This is a genomic window from Bradyrhizobium sp. CCGB20 (assembly GCF_024199855.1).
Lineage (GTDB): Bacteria > Pseudomonadota > Alphaproteobacteria > Rhizobiales > Xanthobacteraceae > Bradyrhizobium.
Window position 1 is genome coordinate 270,700 of the sequence record NZ_JANADN010000001.1, and the last position, 20,328, is coordinate 291,027.

Genomic DNA, 20,328 nt, shown 5'->3' on the forward strand with positions numbered 1-20,328 from the left:
CCGCTATCGCGACGACCCGGAGCGGGTAAGGGCGCCGCTCGGCGAACCGAGCAGCCGCCGGCCGGGCCGAAGTTCGACAAGGCCAGCGCCAACGATCAGGCGCTGGATTCGATCATCGCCGCGGACAAGGTCGCGGCCCTCAAGCTCGCGCCCGTTTCACGTGAAACCGAAGCCCGGCTTGATCACTACATCACGCTGCTCAGGGCGTGGCAGGCCAAGACCAATTTGGTCGCGCCCTCGACCTTGCCTCATCTCTGGACCCGGCACATCGCCGACTCGCTCCAGCTCGTGGCTCTCGCGCCTTCGGCCAAACGCTGGGCTGACCTCGGCAGCGGTGGCGGCTTTCCCGGCGTCGTGCTCGCCTGCGCCATGGCCGAGACGCCTGATACCAGCGTCCATCTCGTCGAGCGAATCGCCAAGAAAGCCGCCTTTCTGCGCGAAGCGATCCGCGTCACCACATCTCCGGGAGTCGTACATCTGGCTGAGATCGGGGATAATGTGGATAGAATCACCGGCCCCGTCGATTGCGTCACCGCGCGCGCGCTCGCTCCGCTACATCAACTCATCGGCTTTGCGGAGCCGCTGATGCGCCAGGGCGCAAAAGCGTTGTTTCTGAAGGGTCAAGATGTAGAGGCTGAATTGACCGAAGCCGCTAAATATTGGAGTATTCAGCCGCAGCTTCACCAGAGTCGGACAGGTGACGGTTGGATCGTCGAGCTGACGTCCGTCGAACGGCGCGGGTGAGTCGTTCCAGGGGTTGATTGGGGAATTTGCGATGAGCGTGATTGACGAGCCGCAGCAAGAACAGACCGCCCAGGAACAGACCGCTGAGGTCCCGCAGGGCCACCCGCGCATCTTGGCGCTGGCGAATCAGAAGGGCGGCGTGGGAAAAACAACCACGGCGATTAATCTTGGCACGGCACTCGCTGCGATCGGCGAGCGCGTCCTGATCGTCGATCTCGATCCGCAGGGCAACGCCTCGACCGGCCTCGGCATCGATCGCCGCAACCGCTCCTGCTCGACCTACGACGTGCTGATCGGTGAAGCCCCGCTGCGCGAGGCAGTTGTTTCGACCGCGGTGCCGCGGCTGCACATCGCGCCCTCGACCATGGATCTCTCCGGCCTCGAGCTCGAGCTCGGCACCACGCCCGGTCGCGCGTTCAAGCTGCGCGACGCCATCGGCGCGCTCAACAACAACGTCTCGCCGGATGCCGATTACACCTATGTGCTGATCGACTGCCCGCCCTCGCTAAACCTGCTCACGGTGAACGCGATGGCCGCCTCCGACGCGATCCTGGTGCCGCTGCAGTGCGAGTTCTTCGCGCTCGAAGGTCTGTCGCAATTGCTCCAGACCGTGGAGCAGGTGCGCTCGACGCTCAATCCGAACCTGTCGATCCACGGCATCGTGCTGACCATGTTCGACTCGCGCAACAACCTCTCGAACCAGGTCGTCGCCGACGTCCGTCAGTTCATGGGCGAGAAGGTCTACAAGACCATGATCCCGCGCAACGTGCGCATCTCGGAAGCGCCGTCCTACGGCAAGCCGGTCCTGGTCTACGATCTCAAATGCGTCGGCAGCGAAGCTTACTTGCGGCTCGCCACCGAAGTGATCCAGCGCGAGCGCGAGCTGCGCGTCACGCATTGACGATGCCGTAGGGTGGGCAAAGGCGTCTTCGCCGTGCCCACCATCTTCCGCACAAAACTGGTGGGCACGCTACGCTTTGCCCACCCTACGACAATTCAGTTCTGGAGTGCTGCACCGTGAATCCAAGGGAGCTGGCGATGGCCGACGAAGCGCGTTCGCGACTGGGCCGGGGTCTTGCGAGTCTGATCGGCGATGTCGGCGGCGAGGCTCAGCACGTCGATCGTCCGCGCGCGCAGCGCAAGGTGCCGATCGAATTCATCAAGCCCAATCCGCGCAACCCGCGCCGCACGTTTTCGGAGACCGAGCTCAAGGAGCTCTCCGATTCGATCAGGCAGCACGGCGTGATCCAGCCGATCGTGGTGCGTCCGGTGAAGGGCGCGCAGGATCGCTACGAGATCATCGCCGGCGAACGGCGTTGGCGCGCCTCGCAGATGGCCGGCCTGCATGAGGTACCGATCGTCCCGGTCGACATCAGCGACAGCGATGCGCTGGAATTCGCGATCGTCGAGAACGTTCAGCGCGAAGACCTCAACCCGATGGAAGAGGCGCTGGGCTATCACGCACTCGCCAACGAGTTCAAACGCAGCCAGGACGACATCGCAAAAGTCGTCGGCAAGAGCCGCAGCCACATCGCCAACATGATGCGGCTGACGAAACTGCCGGCCGAGGTGCAGGCCTTGATCACGAGCGGCGAGCTGTCGGCCGGTCACGCCCGTGCGCTGATCGGCGTGCCCGATCCGCTCGCGGCCGCCAAGCGCATCGTCGAGGAGGGCCTCAACGTCCGCCAGGCCGAGGCGCTGGCACATGAAGAGGGCGTGCCGGAGCGCAAGCCGCAGAAGGCGCGCGCCACTGCCGGCAAGGAAAAGGACCCCGACACGATCGATCTGGAGAAGCGTGTCAGCGATGCGCTCGGGCTCAAGGTCACCGTCAATCACCGCGACCCCGGCGGCTCCGTCCAGATCAACTACCGCAACCTCGATCAGCTCGACGAGGTGATGAAGCGGCTGGCGAAGGGCGTGCTCTAGTCCTCACTCGCACTGTCTCACCCTCACCCTAAGGAGCCGCGAAGCGGCGTCTCGAAGGTCGAGGGCCCGGGCCTTCATCCTTCGAGACGCGCGCTAGAGCGCGCTCCTCAGGATGAGGAACTATAGCCGTCATTGCGACGCGCTTCTGCTTCCACATCGTCATTGCGAGCGCAGCGAAGCAATCCAGAATCTTTCCGCGGAGAGACTCTGGATTGCTTCGTCGCTTGCGCTCCTCGCAATGACGAGGGGAGAGGGGCATGCCCCACGACGTGGGAGAGTCCGAGCTTAACCCCGCCGCTTCGCATTCGCGGCGATTGCCATCAGCGTGCGCTGGGCGATGGCGGCGGCGAGGGTGGATTGCTTGCGGGTGTCGAGCGCGGCGGTGGCGAGCTGCTCGATGATGGCGGCGAGCCGCGGCACGCTGAAATTTCGCAGCGCCGTTTCGACCGCGGGCTTTCGTGAAAAATGCAGGCGGGGAAAGCCGCCGTCGAGCACGGCGGAGGCCGGCGTGCCATCGGCAATCGCGAGAGCGGATTTGTGCAGCCATGCCGCCTGGCGCTGCGCGGCCGAGATGATCACACCGGGGTAGGTGCCGGCGATCATGGCCTTTGCGAACTCGGTCTCGACGATGTCGGGCCGGCCGGCGAAGGCGCCATCGACGATCGGATCCAGCTTCAGCTCGGACGCGTCCGCGACCACGGACATCACATCGTCCAGCGTGATCTCGCCTTTGCCATGGGCATAGAGCGTCAGCTTGCGCAGCTCGTTGCGCGAGGCCTGGCGGTCGCCGCCGAGGAACGACATCAGCGCCGCGCGGGCATCCTGCGTGATGCGCAAATTGGCGATGCGGAGCTCGTCCTCCATCAGCCTGGCAAGGTCGCGCTCGGTGTCGGGATAGCAGCCGATCGCGACGGCCGTCTTGGCCTTCTCGCAGGCCTTGCGCAGCGGCGATTCCGGACGCAGCTCGCCGGCCTCGATCACGATGCGGCAATCCTTCACGTTCATCTCCGCCAGGGTGTCGACCCCGCTGGCAAAGCTGCGCGAGCCGGCACGGATACGGATGGCGCGGCGGCCGCCGAACAACGGCACCGTCATGGCCTCGTCGACGAGCCGCGACGGCTCGGCGGAGAGCTCGTCGCCGTCGAGCTTCACGAGCGAGAAGGGATCATTGGGGTCGTCGACGGCGGAGGCAATCAGTGCATCGGCGCGCTCGCGCACGAGGCCGGCATCGGGACCGTAGAGCAGGATGATCGGTCGGCCCCCGTCGGGACGGGCGAGGAAGGCGTCGATCTCTTTTCCGCGCAGCGCGACCATCGGGCCTGATTGTCATTCCGGGGCGCGCGCAGCGCGAACCCGGAATCTGAAGATTATGGATCGAGATTCCGGGTTCACGCTTCGCGTGCCCCGGAATGACAGAGGTAGTTACGTGCCGGCGGTGAAGAACGAGGCGAGCCGGGTCGTGATGTTCTCGGCGATCTCGTTGGCGGCACGGTCCTCAGCATCGCGCAAGGCGCGGTTGCGGGAGAAGCGCTGGTAGGAGCCGGGCATGTCATAGGACACGCGCGAGAAGGTGGTGCCGGTCATCACCGACTTGCCGCTGACGACCTCGACCAGATTGTACTGGGCGTCGATGCCGTAATTCTCGCTGGTCGGCAGGCCGGTATTGGGATCGACGATCAGCGACGACTTGTTGCTCGTGAAGCGAATCTCGAGGCGGTGCGTCGGCGGCATGCCGGTCGCCGTGCCGTAAAGCTTGAAGGCCAGGGCATTGCGGACCTCGACGCCGACGCGGGCTTCGCGGGAGGCATTCGCCTTGGAGATCGGCGGGAGGTCGACCCCCATCAGCTTCTCGCGCAGGCCGGGGGTACCGTCGGTACGCTCGGCATACATCGGCTGGAAGCAGCCAGCCGTCAGCGCCGCCAATGCGGCAACCGCCAGCAAGCGGGCTGCGATGCGGATCCTAGCCGACAACATTCACGATCCTCTTGGGGACGATAATCACCTTGCGGACGGGCTTACCGTCCAGGGCCAGTTTTACCGCATCGAGGGCCAAAACGGCAGCCTCGATTTCCGGATTCTGGGCCGCTGTTGCAACTGTGACCTCGCCCCGTTTCTTGCCATTGACCTGAACCACCAAGGTCACGCTGTCTTCAACCAGCAAATCGCGTTCGATTTGGGGCCAATTGGCCTCCGAAACCAGCCCGGAGTGCCCCAGAACCTGCCAGCACTCCTCGGCCAGATGCGGCATCATCGGGGAGAACAGCTGGACCAGGATCTGGCTGGCCTCCCGGATCGCCCAGGCCAAGTCGGCGGCCGGCTGGCCGGGGCGCTGGAGCACCTCCGAAAACGCGTTGGCGAATTCGCGGATGTGGGCGAGGCAGACGTTGAAGTGCAGCCGCTCGACGCCGGTGGTGACCTTGTCCAGCGCGCCATGGGCCGCCTTGCGCAAAGCCGTGGCATCCGGACCGAAAGAGGCCGGCCGGGCCGCCGGCGCGGTCTTGCCGAGTTCCACCGCATCGTTCACCAGCCGCCATAGCCGCTGCACGAAGCGCGAGGCGCCCTGGACGCGCTCGTCGCTCCAGATCACGTCGCGGTCGGGTGGGGAGTCCGACAGCATGAACCAGCGGGCGACGTCGGCACCATAAGTCTCGATGATGTCGTCGGGATCGACCGTGTTCTTCTTCGACTTCGACATCTTCTCGATCGGACCGATCTGGATGTCTTCGCCTGACGTCAGCAGCGTCGCGCGCCTGCCATTGCCGCCGATTTCGATCTTCACCTCGGCCGGCTGCACATAGGTGCCGTCGGCCTTCTGGTAGGTCTCGTGCACCACCATGCCCTGGGTGAACATGCCGGCGAACGGCTCGTCCAGCGCAATGTGGCCGGTCGCCTTCATCGCGCGGGTGAAGAAGCGGCTGTAAAGCAGATGCAGGATCGCGTGCTCGACGCCGCCGATATACTGGTCGACCGGCAGCATCCGGTTGGCGACGGCAGGCGTCGTCGGCGCGCTCTCGTTCCAGGGGTCGGTGAAGCGCGCAAAATACCAGGACGAATCCACGAAGGTATCCATGGTGTCGGTTTCGCGCTGCGCCTTGCCGCCGCATTTCGGGCAGGTGACGTGCTTCCAGGTCGGGTGATGGTCGAGCGCGTTGCCCGGCTTGTCGAAGGTCGCATCATCAGGCAGCGTCACCGGCAGGTCCGCATCCGGCACCGGCACCACATCGCATTTCGGGCAGTGGATGACGGGAATCGGGCAGCCCCAATAGCGCTGGCGCGAAATGCCCCAGTCGCGCAGGCGGAAATTGACCTGACGCTCGCCGACCGGCGCGTTGCCGCGCAGCTCGTTTTCCAGGCGTTTTGCGACCTCGTCCTTGGCCTGCTCGATGGTCATGCCGTCGAGGAAGCGCGAATTGATCATGCGGCCGTCACCGTCATAGGCGGTGTCGGTGATCACGAAGGTCTTTGGATCCTGGCCCTCGGGGCACACCACCGGCGTGTTGCCGAGATTGTACTTGTTGACGAAGTCGAGGTCGCGCTGGTCGTGCGCGGGGCAGCCGAAGATCGCGCCGGTGCCGTATTCCATCAGCACGAAGTTGGCGACATAGACCGGCAGCTTCCAGCTCGGGTCGAACGGATGCACAGCGCGGATGCCGGTGTCGAAGCCCTGCTTCTCCGCGGTATCGATGATCTCCTGCGCGGTGCCGATCTTCTTGATGTCGGCGATGAACTTCGCGAGCTCAGGGTTCTTCGCGGCGGCCGCTTGCGCCAGCGGATGATCCGACGAGATCGCCATGAACTTCGCGCCGAACAGCGTATCGGGACGCGTCGTGAAAATCTTCAGCTCGCTCTCGCCGGCCGGCGTGGTCGCCTGATCCAGCGCGAAGCGGACCAGCAGGCCCTCGGAGCGGCCGATCCAGTTGCGCTGCATCAGCCGAACCTTGTCGGGCCAGCGATCCAGCGTATCCAGCGCCGACAGCAGCTCCTGCGAGTACTTCGTGATCTTGAAGACCCACTGGCTCATCTCGCGCTGTTCGACGATCGCACCCGAACGCCAGCCGCGGCCGTCGATCACCTGCTCGTTGGCGAGCACGGTCATGTCGACCGGATCCCAGTTGAGCTTGCGCTTCTCGCGCTCGGCGAGGCCCGCGCCGAGCATGTCCAGAAACATCTTCTGCTGATGCTTGTAATAGCTGGGATCGCAGGTCGCGAATTCGCGTGACCAGTCCAGCGACAGCCCGATCGAGCGGAGCTGCTTCTTCATCGCGGCGATGTTGTCGTAGGTCCAGGCCTTCGGCGCGACCTTGCGCTCGATGGCGGCGTTCTCGGCCGGCAGGCCGAACGCGTCCCAGCCCATCGGGTGCAGGACGTTGAACCCCTTGGCGCGCATGAAGCGGGCCAGCACGTCGCCGAGCGTGTAATTGCGGACATGGCCGATATGGATGCGCCCGGACGGGTAGGGGAACATCTCCAGGACGTAGTATTTCGGCCGCGAGTCGTCGTTCTTCGAGACGAAGATCGCCTGTTGGTCCCAGGTAGCCTGCCAGCGCGGTTCGGCGTCGCGGGCGTTGTAGCGTTCGGAGGTCATGGAATCGTTGGGTTTTCGTGGATTCGGCCGTCTAAAGACGGCGGACTAGGCCATAGAAGTCCTTAAGGGGTCAATGGGTTGCCGCTCGCGGCGGCGCCCCGCAATGCTGCTCCGCAAAAGTACGGAGCGGCCTATTGGGATCGGGTTAAGGGGTCGGTGCGAGGTTGGCCGCCAACAGCACCCGCCAGGCGATGGATTCAGGCTTCGACGATCTCGATTACGACTATGCCGCGTCCATCGCCGGACGGGCGGTGCGGAGCATGGCCGAGCAGCGAATTCCGCCGACGCCGACCAATTTTGCGGTCTGGTTCCACTATTTCGCCGGCACCCATGACGACCTGCGCAACGCGATTGACCTCCTGATCGACCACAGCCGTCCCTTCGACGCCAGGATCAATCAGGATCTGTTCGAGACCTATGTCGCGCCCCGGGCGGGCGTCGTCGCCTCCAAGACGTCCGAGCGGCTGCATGCCCTCATGGGGGTGGCGAAGGAGTTTCTGGCGACGGCGATCGCCGACAATCATTTCCAGATGCAGGCGATCAGCGAGGTCGCCGATCAGGGCAAGGCCGGCGTCGATCCGAAGGTGCTGGTCGCCCAGCTCATGAATGAATTGAGCCGTGCCGCCACACGGGCGACCCGGCTCGAGGCGGGCTTTTTGGAAAAGACCCGCGAGCTCGACGTGATCCGCGACTCGCTGTCCAAGTCCGAGGAGAGCGCCCGGACCGATACGCTGACGGGCCTCGCCAACCGGCGGGCGCTCGATGAATTCCTGCGCAAGGCGCAGGCGACCGCGGATTGGGGCGAGCCGCTCAGCGTGCTCTTGCTCGACATCGACCACTTCAAGACCTTCAACGACAATTTCGGCCATGGCGTCGGCGACCAGGTGCTGCGGTTGATGGCAAAAGTGTTGCGCGAAAAAGTTCGCGAGCAGGATCTGCCGGCCCGCTATGGCGGCGAGGAGCTTATCGCCGTGCTGCCGGATGCCGATCTCGCCACGTGCGCCGGGATCGCCGAGCGCATCAGGTACGCGATCGCCGAATGCACGATCACGCGCCGCTCGACCGGCGAGACCCTGCCCGGCATCAGCGTGTCGATCGGCGTGGCGCAGTACCGTGCGGGCGAGGCGATCACCGATCTCATCGAGCGTTGCGACCGCGCGCTCTATCTCGCCAAGGGCGGTGGCCGAAATCGTGTTGTGACGGAAGTCGAGCTCGATCGTGCCGGAGCTGCGGGCTAGGCGCTAGCCGCCATCATCATGTCGGCCGAGCCGCTCTCGATCGCCTGCACGCCGTGCTCGACGACGTTGTTGCGGCCGCGGTGTTTTGCGGCGTAGAGCGCGGCGTCGGCGGCTTCGATGAGATCGCCGGGACGCAGCGTCTCGTTGGGCCGCGCCGCGGCGACGCCGATCGAGACGGTGACGATCATGTGGGCCGAGGTGATGTGCGGCAGGCACAGCTTCAGCACGGCCGCGCGCACCTGCTCGCCGATCTCGACGGCGCGGTTCACATCGGTGTTCGGCAGCAACAGGCAGAACTCCTCGCCGCCATAGCGCGCCGCAAAGCCCATCGTGTCGGCGGCGATGCCGGACAACGATTCGCCGAGCCTGGTCAGGCAGGAATCACCCTCGAGATGGCCATAGGTGTCGTTGAAGAGCTTGAAGTGATCGACGTCGATCATCAGCAGCGCGAGATCGCTGCCATATTGCTGCGCGCGCATCCATTCGAAGTCGAGCCGGCTCTGGAAGCCGCGGCGATTGGCGAGGCCCGACAGCATGTCGATCGAGGCCATCACGGTCAGGCGGTCGTTGCTCGCGATCAGCTCGCGCTCGCGCTGGCTGAGCTGCGCGGCCATGGCGTTGAACGCGCGGGCCAGCGGCACGAACTCGGCCGGCAGGCGGTTGCGCGCGGCGCGCGCCGAGAGGTCGCCCTCGCCGAGGCGCTTGGCCATGTCGGCCAGCATCTCGATCGGCTTGATCACGAGCTTCTCGGCAGCGATCAACGCGCCGAGCAGGACGAACAGGACGACGAAAGCGAGCTGGAGATAGGCGGTGCGAATGTCGCGGCTGACCGCCGCGGACACCTTGTCCTCGTCGATACTGGCGATCAGGCGGGCATTGGTGCCGGCGATGCGGATATAGCTGACCGCGCGGCGCGAGCCGTCAGCGGCTAGGAAAGAGAGCGAGCCCTCGTCCTGGTCCGAACGCAGCGCCCTGTCGGCGATCGCGGACATCAGCGGCATGTTGTCGAGCGGGCGGCCGATCGTGCTGTGCTGGTCAGCCGGTGCGGCCAGCACCGTGCCGGCGCTGTCGACCAGCACGGCGGTGATGCCGGCGCGGCCGCCGAGATTGCTCATGACCTTCGACATCCAGTCGAGGTTCACGGTGGCGAGCACGACGGCATCCGGCACACCGCTGAACGCGGACACTGGATAAACGGCCATCACGGTCGGTGACGGCACCGGCCGCGACAGGATGAAGTCGCTCAGCACAAAGCGGCCGGTTTCCTGCGCCTGCTGGAAGTAAGGCCGGTCGCTGAGGTCGAGGCCGACATACATGTTGTTGGTGGCGCACTGGATGCGTCCGTCCTGGCCGGCGATCAACAGCGTGCGGATCCAGGGAAGGTTCGACGGCAGGCTCGCGCGCAGCACGTCGCAGCTCTTGCTGATGCCGCCGGCGGAGGCGCGGATGAAGGCTTCAGATTTGAGGATGGTCTCGACCGACGAGATCACTTCGCGCTGCGCATCGGCGCTGTGTCTTGCAATGGTGGTGAATTCAGTCGCGGCCTGCGCGATCTGCCGTGCGCGCGTGTCCTCGAGCGAACGGATGCGCTCGAACATCAAGGGCGTCACCAGAATCACCGCGAGCAACGCAAGCCGTGCCCGGATACCGAGAACCTGCTTGAGTTTCGCTCGTTTGCGGTTGAAACTGACGTTTGCCATCTTCGCTGCCCACCCCATGGGCCAAGGTAAAGCGAAGGGTTCAAAAACTCTTTCTTGAACTCGGTAAAATTAGAACTAGCTCCGCAACAATCCGGTCCGATCCGACGTCATGACAGAAAACAACGCCGTGCCGGTAACCGGCGATTCACCAAACGCGCTCGCCGCGGTCGAAGCCGAAATTGCTCGCGCCTGCAAGGAAGCCCGGCGCGATCGCGCCTCCGTGACGCTGATCGCGGTGTCCAAGACTTTTGCCGCGGATGCAATTATGCCGGTAATCATCGCCGGACAGCGCGTATTCGGCGAAAACCGCGTGCAGGAGGCCAAAGGCAAGTGGCCGGCGTTAACGTCCGCTTATTCCGGCATCGCGCTGCATCTGATCGGGCCGCTGCAATCCAACAAGGCGAAGGAGGCGGTTGCACTGTTCGATGCCATCCATTCGGTCGACCGCCCGAGCATTTGCCAAGCGTTAGCCAAGGAAATCGAATCCCAGAACAAGCACCCGGAACTGTTCGTCCAGATCAATGTCGGCGAGGAGCCGCAGAAGGCCGGTATCGCTCCCGGCGAGGCCGATGCCTTCATTGCCAGTTGCCGCGACACCTATGGACTGACGATCTCCGGGCTGATGTGCATCCCGCCGGTCGACGAGCCGCCGGCGGCGCATTTCGCGCTGACGGCCAAGATCGCGGAGCGCAATGGTTTGAAGAAGCTTTCGATGGGCATGAGCGCGGATTTCGCGAACGCCATCATGCTCGGAGCCACGCATGTCCGCGTGGGGAGCGCGATCTTCGGGCATCGGTGAAGCCGCTGGCGAAGGCTGAGCCGCACGAAGGCTCTCGAATTCGTCATTGCGAGCGTAGCGAAGCAATCCAGAATCCTTCCGCGGAGGCAGTCTGGATTGCTTCGTCGCAAGGGCTCCTCGCAATGACGGCGGTGGCTAAGCGAACCCCACCGACACCTTCCCCAGCGCGCCAAAATCCACCGCAAAGTGATCGCCGGCCTGGATCGGCAGCGGCGGATGGCACGTGCCCGTTGTCACCACCTCCCCTGCCCGCAACGTGATGCCGAGCCCGCGCAGCTCGTTGGCAAGCCAGGCCAGGGCAACACGGGGATCGCCGAGCACGTTCTTGCCGTGGCCGAGATAGTGCTGGCCGCGCAGCATGATCTGCGGCCGCTCCTCGACGAGATCAATGGCGCGCCAGTCCGCAGTCGTCGCGGCACCTAGCACGAACAGATGCGCGCAGGCATTGTCGGCGATGAGCTGCGCCTCGCCGGCGCCGGCGAAATCGACAAAGCGCGAATCGGGAATCTCGATTGCGGGATGGAAAGTGTCGACGGCGGCGAGGACCTCCTCAACGCTGTAAGGCGCGGACCGCGGCGGCAGATCGCGCCCCATGCGGAACGCGAATTCGGGCTCGCCGACGCGCATCGCGATGCCTTTCATCGGGGCCGTGCCGCCATCGGCGATCACGGTGTCGCTCATGATGCGACCGGCCAGCGGTCCCGTGACGTTGATATGCTTCTGTCCGGACTCGCTCGTTGCCGCGATCTTCCAGCCGAACAATTGTCCGAGCGCTTGCGTTTCGAGCGCGGCCTGGATCGCATAGCCCTCGGTGCGGCTCTGCGGCCGCAACCGCGGCTCCAGCGCATCAAACTTGCTGCCGTCGCGCCAATGTTTGACGAAGACCTGCGAAGCGGCGGCGATCCGATCCTTGTCGAGCATGTGCCCTCACCCGATGATGATTCTTGTTCGTGGTCCAAGCCGCCGCAGCAATTGCAGCATGGCTGCCTTGGTCATGGAGACGCAGCCTGCGGTCGGCCCGAAATTGTCGCGCGCCAGATGCAGGAACACCGCGCTGCCGCGGCCGGCGATGCGCGGCCGGGTGTTGTGGTCGATTTCGATGATGAAGTCATAGAGATGGTCGGCCCGCTTGAGCCGGTCACCGCCCTGCTCCGGCCCGAGCCGGATCGCCTGATTGTAGTGGCGATCTCCCGGGTCCTCGCACCAGGCGTCCGTGTCGCCGATGGTCCGGGCCGGAAGAAAGGTCTGCGGGCGGCTGTGGCGGTCGCCCCGCCACCATAATTGCCTGGGGCGGAAGCTGCCCCTCGGGGTGCCGCCATCGCCCTCGCGCTTGTTCGCCAGGATTCCGCCCCGCCCCAGCGCCACCGGAATCGTCAGGGCGCCGGCCGTCAGCCAGCCCCGGCGCGGATTCCCGGCCGCAGGCTTAACGTGGATCGCTCGGAGCGGTCCGGAGCCACGATTCCTGGTGTAACTAACTGATGCAGCTTTGTTTTTCATCTGAACGTGCGATGTCGAATTCATTACAGGACATTCATCAAAACGCCCTGCAATTTTGAGTTAGAGTGGTTCTGGCTTGTGAATCGGTAACAGCCCACTACTTCATCACGAACAACAATAATAACAGCGACCCCCCTAAACTTCCCTCTCGGCTGGGTGCAGCATGGATGCGCGCCGCGCCGGACCCAAAAGGATGATCCCCTATGGCCAATGCCCGCAAGATCCTGATCGTGGATGACGATACCGATCTGCGCGATACGTTGGTGGAGCAATTATCGCTGCACGAAGAATTTGAAGCCTCCGCGGTCGATACCGGCGCCAAGGGCGCGAGCGCCGCGAAGGCCAATGCCCCCGATCTCGTCCTGATGGATGTCGGCCTGCCCGACACTGATGGCCGCGAGGTGGTCCGTTCCCTGCGCAAGGGCGGCTTCAAGGCCCCGATCATCATGCTCACCGGGCACGACACCGATTCCGACACCATTTTGGGACTTGAATCCGGCGCCAACGACTACGTCGCAAAACCGTTCCGCTTCGCCGTGCTGCTGGCCCGCATCCGCGCCCAGCTCCGCCAGCACGAGGCGAGCGAGGACGCCGTGTTCTCGGTCGGCCCCTACTCCTTCCGCCCGGGCTCGAAGATGCTGACCGCGGCCAATGCGCGCAAGGTCCGCCTCACCGAGAAGGAGACCGCCATCCTTCGCTTCCTCTACCGGGCCGGCCAGATGCCGGTCTCGCGCGAGACCCTGCTCCAGGAAGTCTGGGGCTATAATTCCGGCGTCACCACCCACACGCTGGAAACCCACATCTACCGCCTGCGCCAGAAGATCGAGAAGGACGCCGCCAACCCGGAGATCCTGGTCACGGAAGCCGGTGGCTACAAGCTGGTGCCGTGATACGCTTCATGGGCGTGCGAATCGTTTTAGATCGCGTGCCTTTCGAGCCCCGGACCTGAATGTCAATCGACGACGACGTAGCGCTTCTCGAGCGTGTCCCCACACTGCGCCTGTTGGGAGACGCTTCGTTGCGCATGCTGGCGATCGGCTCCGAGCAGCGTAACTTCGTCCGCGGCGACGTCCTGTTCAATCTCGGCGACGAGGCCGATGCCGGCTACGTGGTCCAGCGCGGCGCCTTTCGGGTTGACGACGGCGCCGGCGCGGAGATGATCGCAGGTCCCGGTGCGTTGATCGGCGAGCTTGCGCTGGTGGTGCCGATGAAGCGGCCGTCGAGCGCGATCGCGCTGGAGCACGCCTCCGTCATTCGCGTCGCGCGCAGCCTGTTCCAGCGCGTGCTTGAGAGCGACCCTGCCGCCGCCGTTCGCCTGCGCGACGAATTCGCCGTGCGCTCCAGCCAGATTGCGAGCGATATTTTGATGGCGGGCGCGAAGCTGACGTCCTGAGAGATCGTTCGTAACAGGGCTTCCCGAGATCAGATGTCCAGCGTCACCGTGACGGGCACATGGTCCGACGGCCGCTCCCAGCTCCGCGCGTCGCGCAGGATCTTGAAATCGCTGACCGCGTCCTTCAGTGCGCGCGAGACCCAGATGTGGTCGAGCCTGCGGCCGCGGTCGCCGACGGTCCAGTCGGCGGAGCGATAGCTCCACCACGTGTAGACCTTCTCCGACATCGGGATGCGCTCCCGCGCGACGTCGACCCATTCACCGGCCGTCAGCGCCGCTTGCAGCTTCTCGGTTTCTACAGGCGTGTGCGAGACCACCTTCAGAAGCTGCTTGTGCGACCACACGTCGTTCTCGTGCGGCGCGACGTTGAGATCGCCGACCAGGATGTGGCGATCCTCGCCGCGCGGATGCAGCGGCTCGCAGGCCTTCATCTCGTCGAGGAAGCGAAGCTTGTGGTCGAATTTTTCGTTCAGCGCCGGATCGGGAATGTCGCCGCCGGCAGGCACGTAGAAATTATGCAGCACCAGCGGCTTTGCGATGCTGGCCTTTTCGCCGAACGACACCGAGATGTGGCGCGAATCCACCTTGTCGCAGAAGGTGCGGATGTCCTTCGATTCAAATGGGATCTTCGAGACGATGGCGACGCCGTGATAGCCCTTCTGCCCGTTCAGCGCGACATGCTCATAGCCGAGCCGCTTGAAACGCTTCAGCGGAAAGGCATCGTCGATGCATTTTGTCTCCTGGAGGCACAGCACGTCCGGCCGCGCGCTCTTGAGAAACTTCGCGACCAGGTCGATGCGAAGCCGCACCGAATTGATGTTCCAGGTTGTCAGGGAAAGACGCATGAGGGATGCGTCTTAGCATGGAATGGCGTGGGCGAAATGCTTGTCCACAGGCGCGGTTTCGTAGGGTGGGTTAGCTCGGGCTGCGCGAAGCGCAGTCCCTTGGCGTAACCCACCTCTTTGATTTCCGCGGTGGCAGAAGTGGTGGGTTACGCCTTCGGCTAACCCACCCTACGCGCCGTCAACCCGGCGACGGGCCGTAATTGGTGAAGTCGATCTTGAACATGCCGGGATCGAGCTTCTTGTTCGAGTCCAGATTGTAGACCGCGATCGTGGTGTCGTAGCCCTGCGGGTCGGTGACGGTCCACTGCTTCAACTGGCCATCCTTGGCGCCGAACATCAGCAAGAGACGGCTGGTGCCGACCAGCGCCTGCTTCTCTTCGATGGTGACGCTGACGAAGACGTCGTCGGCCGAAACGTTGACGACGTTGGTGTCCTTCATCAGGTCGATGCGATCGGACAGCAGGAAGCGCAGCGGCGTCTGCGACAGCGGATAGACGTCCTGGGTCGCGAGCTTGCGGTCGCGCACCACGAGCGAGGATCCGTCGGCGACGATGTCGATCGGGCTCGGCGCGTCATATTCGAAGCGCACCTTGCCCGGCTTCTGAATGTAGAAGTCGCCCTGCGTCTTGCTGCCGTCGGGACCGACCTGGACGAAATTCCCGACCAGCGTCGAAAGCGACGACAGATACGCGCTGACCTTGGCCGCCTGCGCCTTCTGGTTGGCATCGAAGGTCTGGAAGATGCTGCTCGGCACGTTGCGGCGCGGATCCGGAATGACCGGGTTGGGCGGCGTCTGGGTCGCGCCGGTGACAGCGGGCCCTCCCCCCGCCGGACCGCCGTCGCGGCCCTTCGGCGCGGGCTTCGGCACGGGGACGTTCTGCGCGAACGACGCCCCGGTGACCATCGCGGCGGTGACCAGAAGCACGCCCGCCACGCGCGCGCTTCGCGCAGCGATGGTGGCGGCAAATCGAATGTCCGGATGTCTGATCAACGCGTCGTCCTGTATGGCTGGGCGCCCTTTTACCGTGATTTTGGGCAAAAGCAGATATCGATTTTGCGTGAAATGATGCCTTGAGGCGGCTTGCCTCACATATGGCTGTCTTCTTCCTCGACCAGAATCTCGCGCTTGCCGGCGTGGTTGGCGGGTCCGACGATGCCTTCGAGTTCCATGCGCTCCATCAGCGATGCGGCACGATTATAGCCGATTTGCAGGCGGCGCTGGATGTAGCTGGTCGAGGCCTTGCGGTCGCGTTTGACGATCGCAACGGCCTGCGCGAACAGGTCGCCGCCGCCATCCGCACCCATGCCGCTGGCGTCGAACACGGCGCCGCCGTCCTCGTCCTCGGTGGGCTCTTCGGCGGTAACGGCTTCGAGATATTCCGGCTGGCCCTGCGTCTTGAGGTGACGCACCACCTTTTCAACTTCCTCGTCCGAAGCGAAAGGTCCGTGCACGCGGCTGATGCGGCCGCCGCCTGCCATGTAGAGCATGTCGCCCTGGCCGAGCAGCTGCTCGGCGCCCATTTCGCCAAGGATGGTGCGGCTGTCGATCTTGGACGTCACCTGGAAGGCGATGCGGGTCGGGAAGTTCGCCTTGATGGTGCCGGTGATGACGTCGACCGACGGGCGTTGCGTCGCCAGGATCACATGCAGGCCGGCGGCGCGCGCCATCTGCGCGAGACGCTGCACCGCGCCTTCGATGTCCTTGCCGGCGACCATCATCAGGTCGGCCATTTCGTCGACGATGATGACGATGTAGGGCAGCGGGTCGAGCGAGAGCTTCTCTTCCTCGTAGATCGCCTTGCCGGTCTCCTTGTCGAAGCCGGTGTGCACCGTGCGCGTCGGTTCCTCACCCTTGGCTTTCAACTCGAGCAGGCGCGTGTTGTAGCCGTCGATGTTGCGCACACCGAGCTTGGCCATGTTCTTGTAGCGCTCTTCCATCTCGCGCACGGCCCATTTCAGCGCGACCACCGCCTTCTTCGGGTCGGTCACGACGGGCGTGAGCAGATGGGGAATGCCGTCATAGACGGACAGTTCGAGCATCTTCGGATCGACCATGATCAGGCGGCACTGGTCCGGGCGCAGCCGATAGACCAGGCTGAGGATCATGGTGTTGATGGCGACCGACTTGCCGGAGCCGGTGGTGCCGGCGATCAGCATGTGCGGCGTGCGCGCGAGGTCGATGATCACGGGGTCGCCGCCGATGGTCTTGCCGAGGCAGAGCGGCAGCTTTGCAACCGTGTCGGTCGCTTCCTTCGCGATCAGCAGCTCGCGCAGATAGACCTTTTCGCGATGCGCGTTCGGCAGTTCGATGCCGATGGCGTTGCGGCCGGGCACGACCGCGACGCGCGCCGACAGCGCGCTCATCGAGCGGGCGATGTCGTCGGCGAGCCCGATCACGCGCGACGACTTGATGCCGGGCGCCGGCTCCAGCTCGTACAGCGTGACCACGGGACCCGGATTGGCTTTCACGATTTCGCCGCGCACGCCGAAATCCTGCAGCACGCCTTCGAGCGAGCGAGAATTGGCTTCCAGCTCGGCCTTGCTGAGCGGCTGGCGATCGCCGGCCTTGGGCGCGGCCAACACGGAGACGGATGGAAGCTCGAACTTGTCGGAGGACTTCTTGGAAGCGGCCTTCGATGCAGCCTTCTTGCGCGGGGCGCGCGCGGCCGGCTCCTCCTCCTCCTCTTCCTCCTCTTCTTCGTCCGCTTCCTCGTGCTCGTCCTCGTAGTCCTCGTCTTCGGATTGGGGCGAGATCGACGGTGCGGCGCGGCCGCCGCCGAGATTCGGCTCCTGGCGACTGAACGCAACGGCTTTGGTCTTCGGTCCGCTCGACACCAGCGAGCGGTAAGCAGCGCCGAACAGCCAGATCAGCCGTGCCTTCGTGCTCATCAATGCGTGGAACAGCCAGCCCAGCGACACCGAGCCGCGATCGCTCTCCTCGTCGTCATCGAGCGGCTTGTCGTCGTTCTCGATCTCTGCGAGCTCGTCATCATGCTCGCGAGCGCCGAGACCGCAGGCGATCAGGAAGGTCGCGGCCATCGCGGCGAACAGGATCGTGCCCAGGATCATGCGATAGATCGTGCCGGGCGGTCCGAAAATCACCGCGGGCGCGCGCACCAGGGCATCGCCGACCACGCCGCCGAGGCCGGTCGGCAGCGGCCAGGCGCCACCATGCGGCCAGCAGCTGACAAAGCCCGCGGCGATCACGGTGCAGAGAATCCAGGAGCCGAGCCGCAGCGCCTCGCGGTCGAACGGGCGATGGGTCATCATGCGCCAGCCCCAGACCGCGACCGTCAGGACCAGCATGATCGCGCCGAGCCCGAGGATCTGCATCGCAAGGTCGGCGCCGATCGCGCCGGCATAGCCGAGAATGTTGCGGATCGGCCGCGAGGTCGCGTGGCTGAGGCTGGGATCCTGCACCGACCAGGTCATCAGCGCCGCCGAAGCGACGCCCGACAACCCGATCAGCCCGAGGCCGGTGAGCTCGCGCATGCGCCGCGCCAGCCCCTCGCGGATCGAGGGCGGCAGATGGCCGACCAGTGGAATGACACGTTCGATTGCCGACATGCTCATGGGCCCGCCTAACCCAGAGTTTCGACCAGCCGGTGCAGCGCCTGCGCCGTGGTCTCACTATCCTGCACCAGTGCCAGGCGAATGTAGCCGGCACCGGGATTGAAGCCGTCGGGCTGACGCCGCGCCAGAAAGGAACCGGGCACCACGCGCACGCCGGCTTCCTTGAAAAGCCTGAGAGTCACGGAGACATCGTCGCCGATCTCGGACGTATTGAGCCAGACGCAGAAGCCCGCGTCGGGCCGGCGATAGCCGTAACGATCGCCGATGATCTGGTCGGCGAGATCGAACTTGATCCGGTAGAGCCTGCGGTTCTCCTCGACATGCGCCTCATCGCCATAGGCAACGGTCGCGACATGCTGGAGCGGCACCGGCACCTGCGGCGCCGCGATGTTGCGCAGCTCCAGGAATATGCCGATGAGTTTCTTGTCGCCGGCGGCGAAGCCGACACGCAGGCCCGGCAGGTTGGAACGCTTCGACAGCGACTGGAACGCAACCACGCGGGTGAAATCGGGGCCGGCGCATTCCAGCGCGCTGCCCGGGGCTTCGCGGGTGTAGATCTCGGAATAGCACTCGTCGCTGAGGATCACGAAGCCGTGGCGGTCGGCAAGCTGCTTCAGCCGCCTGAAATAGTCGGGCTTGGCGACCGAGCCTTGCGGATTGGCGGGCGAGGCCAGGTAGAACGCGACGGTGCGCGCCAGCGTCGCTTCGTCGATGGCGTCGAGATCGGGCAGGAACCCGTTTTCGACCGTGGTCGGCAGATAAACCTGTTCGCAGGCCGCGGCGCCGGCGCCGGCGCCATAGACCGGATAGAACGGGTTCGGCATCAGGATGGCGGGCTTGCCGGGACGCGGGCCGACATAGCGCGCTGCCGCGATCGCGGCGAGGAACAGCCCCTCTCGGCTGCCATTGAGGACGAGAATCTCGGCCTTGGGGTCGAGCGGCCGCGGCAGCTTGAAGCGCGACGACAACCAGGCGCTCGCCGCCTGGCGGAATGGCTCGGTGCCCTGGTTCATCGGGTAACGGCCGAAATCGGCGATATGCTTGGCCAGCACCGGACCGACGAAATCGGGCACCGGATGCTGCGGTTCGCCGACTGCGAGCGAAATCAAGGGTTTGCCGGGCTGATGCGGCGCCAATAGCTCGTTCAGCCGGACAAAGGGCGAGCGTTCGTTGTCGGAGCTTCCACTGGCCTGCGGCGCACGGGATGAGGCGGTCATGACCATTCTGGGCGCCAGTACTCTCGGAACGGCCGGTCGCGCGCGGGCGCCGGCGGGAAAGCGGTTCAGTTCACCATAGATAGGGCGAGGTTAAGACGCGATTAACCATCGGCCGGCCGGCCCGTCCAGAGTGGAATAATTGGGCCGAATAACAACGGGATGCGGGGCTTGTTCGCAACGTTGCGGGTTCCAGCATCGCGAAACTCAGGCCGCCCCGGCGCCCTTTGCGGGGCGCCGAATCTTGCGCATCACCGTCGTGCAAATTGCATCGCCGGCGCCTAGTGCCCCGGCAGCTTCTCGAATGTCGCCATGCCCGCGGGAATCGCATGGAACTCCTGCTTGTCGCAGGTGTAGATCGCCATCTGCGGATGGAACTGCTTTGGCTCGTCCAGCGTGCCGACCTTCAGGATCGCGGCCGGCAGGCCCGGAACCTTGGTCACCAGATGGGTGCCGCATTCGGCGCAGAATTCGCGCGTCACGGCGCGCTCGAGGTCCTTGCGCGTGAACTGCTTGGGCTGCCCTGTGATGTAGCTGAAGCCGGTCGCCGGCATCGCGATGAAGGTGTTGGGCGCGCCGCCCGAGATGTACTGGCACTCGCGGCAATGACACTGAGCCTGCATCATCGGATCGCCTTCGGCCACGTAGCGCACTTCGCCGCAATAGCATCCGCCTTCCAAACGCATGACGACCTCCCGATTTGTTGTTCGTTGTGGCCGGTATTTCTGCGCCGGCAATCTGGAATGGCAATCCTTTTCTTCTGCGCGCGGTCAAAAAGAGTGCGGCCCGATCGATGGTCAGGCCATGGATATTG

Annotated in this window: 18 protein-coding genes; 7 read left to right on the forward strand and 11 right to left on the reverse strand. The window is 64.7% G+C overall.

Annotated elements, in window-relative coordinates:
• Positions 1-102: 102 nt before the first annotated feature.
• From rsmG to NLM15_RS01220, 3 genes are all read left to right on the forward strand, one after another.
• The gene (rsmG, locus tag NLM15_RS01210) at positions 103-744 is read left to right on the forward strand and encodes a 16S rRNA (guanine(527)-N(7))-methyltransferase RsmG (protein ID WP_254124115.1); all 642 of its coding nucleotides are present in this window, start codon (positions 103-105) and stop codon (positions 742-744) included.
• 31 nt (positions 745-775) lie between these two features.
• Positions 776-1,645 carry a ParA family protein gene (locus NLM15_RS01215; protein WP_254114830.1) on the forward strand — a complete coding sequence of 290 codons (870 nt, stop codon included), beginning with the start codon at positions 776-778 and terminating at the stop codon, positions 1,643-1,645.
• A gap of 137 nt (positions 1,646-1,782) precedes the next feature.
• Positions 1,783-2,670 (forward strand): ParB/RepB/Spo0J family partition protein, encoded by an 888-nt coding sequence (locus NLM15_RS01220; RefSeq protein WP_254114831.1) that lies wholly within the window; start codon positions 1,783-1,785, stop codon positions 2,668-2,670.
• Positions 2,671-2,955: 285 nt separating this feature from the next.
• Here the strand turns inward: NLM15_RS01220 and holA are convergent, their stop codons facing one another.
• From holA to leuS, 3 genes are all read right to left on the reverse strand, one after another.
• Positions 2,956-3,984 carry a DNA polymerase III subunit delta gene (gene holA, locus NLM15_RS01225; protein WP_254114832.1) on the reverse strand — a complete coding sequence of 343 codons (1,029 nt, stop codon included), beginning with the start codon at positions 3,982-3,984 and terminating at the stop codon, positions 2,956-2,958.
• A gap of 108 nt (positions 3,985-4,092) precedes the next feature.
• The gene (gene lptE, locus NLM15_RS01230) at positions 4,093-4,644 is read right to left on the reverse strand and encodes an LPS assembly lipoprotein LptE (RefSeq protein ID WP_254114833.1); all 552 of its coding nucleotides are present in this window, start codon (positions 4,642-4,644) and stop codon (positions 4,093-4,095) included.
• Positions 4,631-7,255, reverse strand: coding sequence for a leucine--tRNA ligase (gene leuS / locus NLM15_RS01235; RefSeq protein ID WP_254114834.1), 2,625 nt, complete (start codon positions 7,253-7,255; stop codon positions 4,631-4,633). The genes lptE and leuS overlap by 14 nt, the downstream gene beginning before the upstream one ends.
• A 191-nt stretch (positions 7,256-7,446) precedes the next feature.
• Between leuS and NLM15_RS01240 the strand changes: the two genes are divergently transcribed.
• Positions 7,447-8,493 carry a GGDEF domain-containing protein gene (locus tag NLM15_RS01240; protein ID WP_254124116.1) on the forward strand — a complete coding sequence of 349 codons (1,047 nt, stop codon included), beginning with the start codon at positions 7,447-7,449 and terminating at the stop codon, positions 8,491-8,493.
• On the opposite strand, the gene NLM15_RS01245 is transcribed toward NLM15_RS01240, so the two are convergent.
• Positions 8,490-10,193, reverse strand: a complete 1,704-nt coding sequence (locus tag NLM15_RS01245; protein ID WP_254114835.1) for a diguanylate cyclase domain-containing protein — start codon at positions 10,191-10,193, stop codon at positions 8,490-8,492. The two genes, NLM15_RS01240 and NLM15_RS01245, sit on opposite strands and share 4 nt — an antisense overlap.
• 109 nt (positions 10,194-10,302) lie before the next feature.
• On the opposite strand from NLM15_RS01245, the gene NLM15_RS01250 reads away from it, so the two are divergent.
• A complete protein-coding gene (locus NLM15_RS01250; protein ID WP_254114836.1) occupies positions 10,303-10,992 on the forward strand; it encodes a YggS family pyridoxal phosphate-dependent enzyme in 690 nt (229 codons plus the stop codon).
• Positions 10,993-11,127: 135 nt separating this feature from the next.
• On the opposite strand, the gene NLM15_RS01255 is transcribed toward NLM15_RS01250, so the two are convergent.
• The gene (locus tag NLM15_RS01255; RefSeq protein WP_254114837.1) at positions 11,128-11,913 is read right to left on the reverse strand and encodes a 2-keto-4-pentenoate hydratase; all 786 of its coding nucleotides are present in this window, start codon (positions 11,911-11,913) and stop codon (positions 11,128-11,130) included.
• A 6-nt stretch (positions 11,914-11,919) separates the two neighbouring features.
• Positions 11,920-12,489 (reverse strand): L,D-transpeptidase, encoded by a 570-nt coding sequence (locus NLM15_RS01260; RefSeq protein ID WP_254114838.1) that lies wholly within the window; start codon positions 12,487-12,489, stop codon positions 11,920-11,922.
• 203 nt (positions 12,490-12,692) lie between these two features.
• Here NLM15_RS01260 and NLM15_RS01265 point away from each other — a divergent pair, with 203 nt between their 5' ends.
• Both NLM15_RS01265 and NLM15_RS01270 read left to right on the forward strand, forming a co-directional pair.
• A complete protein-coding gene (locus NLM15_RS01265) occupies positions 12,693-13,379 on the forward strand; it encodes a response regulator transcription factor (protein ID WP_007598630.1) in 687 nt (228 codons plus the stop codon).
• Positions 13,380-13,438: 59 nt separating this feature from the next.
• Positions 13,439-13,882, forward strand: a complete 444-nt coding sequence (locus NLM15_RS01270) for a cyclic nucleotide-binding domain-containing protein (RefSeq protein WP_254114839.1) — start codon at positions 13,439-13,441, stop codon at positions 13,880-13,882.
• 29 nt (positions 13,883-13,911) lie between these two features.
• On the opposite strand, the gene xth is transcribed toward NLM15_RS01270, so the two are convergent.
• The 5 genes from xth to NLM15_RS01295 all read right to left on the reverse strand — a co-directional run bounded on the left by xth (position 13,912) and on the right by NLM15_RS01295 (position 20,200).
• Complete coding sequence (xth, locus tag NLM15_RS01275) at positions 13,912-14,727, reverse strand: exodeoxyribonuclease III (protein WP_254114840.1); 816 nt, start codon at positions 14,725-14,727, stop codon at positions 13,912-13,914.
• 178 nt (positions 14,728-14,905) lie between these two features.
• Complete coding sequence (locus NLM15_RS01280; RefSeq protein WP_254124117.1) at positions 14,906-15,661, reverse strand: outer-membrane lipoprotein carrier protein LolA; 756 nt, start codon at positions 15,659-15,661, stop codon at positions 14,906-14,908.
• Between the two features lie 152 nt (positions 15,662-15,813).
• Positions 15,814-18,300, reverse strand: coding sequence for a DNA translocase FtsK (locus NLM15_RS01285; RefSeq protein ID WP_254114841.1), 2,487 nt, complete (start codon positions 18,298-18,300; stop codon positions 15,814-15,816).
• Between the two features lie 8 nt (positions 18,301-18,308).
• On the reverse strand, positions 18,309-19,523 hold the full coding sequence (locus tag NLM15_RS01290) for an aminotransferase class I/II-fold pyridoxal phosphate-dependent enzyme (RefSeq protein ID WP_254114842.1): 1,215 nt from the start codon (positions 19,521-19,523) through the stop codon (positions 18,309-18,311).
• A gap of 272 nt (positions 19,524-19,795) precedes the next feature.
• Positions 19,796-20,200, reverse strand: a complete 405-nt coding sequence (locus NLM15_RS01295) for a GFA family protein (protein WP_234684178.1) — start codon at positions 20,198-20,200, stop codon at positions 19,796-19,798.
• Positions 20,201-20,328 lie beyond the last annotated feature (128 nt).